Source organism: Aquabacterium sp. UBA2148 (assembly GCF_002328915.1).
GTDB lineage: Bacteria > Pseudomonadota > Gammaproteobacteria > Burkholderiales > Burkholderiaceae_C > Aquabacterium > Aquabacterium parvum.
This window is the reverse complement of record NZ_DCXA01000001.1, coordinates 1-1,455: the sequence shown is the minus strand read 5'-3', so window position 1 is coordinate 1,455 and position 1,455 is coordinate 1. Positions and strand designations below refer to the sequence as shown.

Here is a 1,455-nt window from a genome sequence, read left to right as displayed (position 1 = left end):
CAGGAGCGCCTTTTTTTCGCCTTTCGGATGCCGCGTGAGCACGCCCGGCCAATTGCTTCACGCGCGAAGAAAAAACACCTAAAATACTTCGCATGCAAAATAAACCCCGCCTGATCTTCCTGCTCAACAGCGCCCAGCGCCACCTGCAGCAGTGGATGGCCCAACAGACCGAGGCGGCGAGCCGCCAAGGTCAGCAGGCCCCCACCCCGGCTCAGAGCGGGGTGATCTTCGCCCTGGACAAGGCAGATGGCGCCACCATGGGCGAACTCGCGCAGACGCTCGACCTCGCGCCATCAGCCGTCTCGGGCCTGATCCAGCGCATGGAGGCCCTGGACTGGGTCACCCGCCACCCGTGTCCGCAAGACGGGCGCACCCAACGCGTCTGGCTGCGCCCGTCAGGCCAGAAGCTCATGCCCGTGCTCAGGCAGGCCACCACCCGCATCAATGCCCGCCTCACCGAAGGCTTCACCGAGGCCGAACTGCAGACCATCGCGCGCTGGCTGACCCACGTCCAGCGACTCGACCAGGTCGATCAACCGGAGACCTGAGATGTCCCAGAACACGCCCGATACCGCGATGCAAACCATCGACATCACCTGCCATGACGGCACCCTGCTCAAGGGCCACTTCCTGCCCGCGCACGCAGGTGGGCAGGCTGCCACGCACGCCCCGGTTCTGCTGTGCCCAGCCACGGGCGTGAAGCAACACTTCTACCTGCGCTTTGCCACCTGGCTGGCCGCCCAGGGTCACGACGTGATGGTCTTCGACTACCGTGGCATCGGCCTGTCGCTGCAGGGCAAGCTGCAAGACAGCCGCGCCACGCTGGCCGAATGGGGCCAACAGGACCAGGTTGCCGCGCTCGACTGGCTGGTGCGACACACGGGCCACGATCAGGTCCTGCTCATCGGTCACAGCGCTGGCGGCCAGATGATCGGCCTGCTGCCCAACCACCGCCACGTCAGCCGACTGGTTGGCGTGGCCGCGTCGACCGGTTGGTTCCGCGGCATGAAGCCGAGCTTTCGCCTCAAGGCTCGGCTGGGTCTGCGCTGCCTGGTGCCGCTGGGCACGCTCATCAAGGGTTACGCGCCAACGGCGGCCGTTGGCCTGGGCGAAGACTTGCCTGCGGCCGTTGCCCGGCAGTGGGGCCAGTGGTGCGCGGCTGGCGGTTACGCGACCAACGCCGTCAAAGGCAGGCCGCAGCTGGACTTCCATGGTGACATCCGCATCCCCATCACCGTCTTCCACGCCACCGACGACGACATCGCCACCCCCACCACCGTGACCGACCTGATGCGCACCTTCCCCGCCGCGCGCAAGCAGGTGCGACACATTGCGCCAGGCGAACACGGGCTGAAGTCCATTGGCCACATCGATTGGTTTCGCAGCTCGCACCAGGCGCTGTGGCCCCTGCTGGCACAGGCCCTGCGCGAGCCCAACTGATGGCACCCATGACGC

General features: G+C 66.7%; 2 protein-coding genes. Both read left to right on the top strand.

Translation table 11 applies throughout. From position 1 onward, the window contains the following. Positions 1 to 92 precede the first annotated feature (92 nt). Complete coding sequence (locus B2W70_RS00010) at positions 93 to 548, top strand: MarR family winged helix-turn-helix transcriptional regulator (RefSeq protein ID WP_286741850.1); 456 nt, start codon at positions 93 to 95, stop codon at positions 546 to 548. Position 549: 1 nt separating this feature from the next. Further along, positions 550 to 1,440, top strand: a complete 891-nt coding sequence (locus tag B2W70_RS00005) for an alpha/beta fold hydrolase (RefSeq protein ID WP_286741848.1) — start codon at positions 550 to 552, stop codon at positions 1,438 to 1,440. Positions 1,441 to 1,455 lie beyond the last annotated feature (15 nt).

Bases quoted from the DNA above. Each gene is read 5' to 3' on its own strand.
- B2W70_RS00010 (WP_286741850.1), top strand. From the start codon at position 93: ATGCAAAATAAACCCCGCCTGATCTTCCTGCTCAACAGCGCCCAGCGC.
- B2W70_RS00005 (WP_286741848.1), top strand. From the start codon at position 550: ATGTCCCAGAACACGCCCGATACCGCGATGCAAACCATCGACATCACC.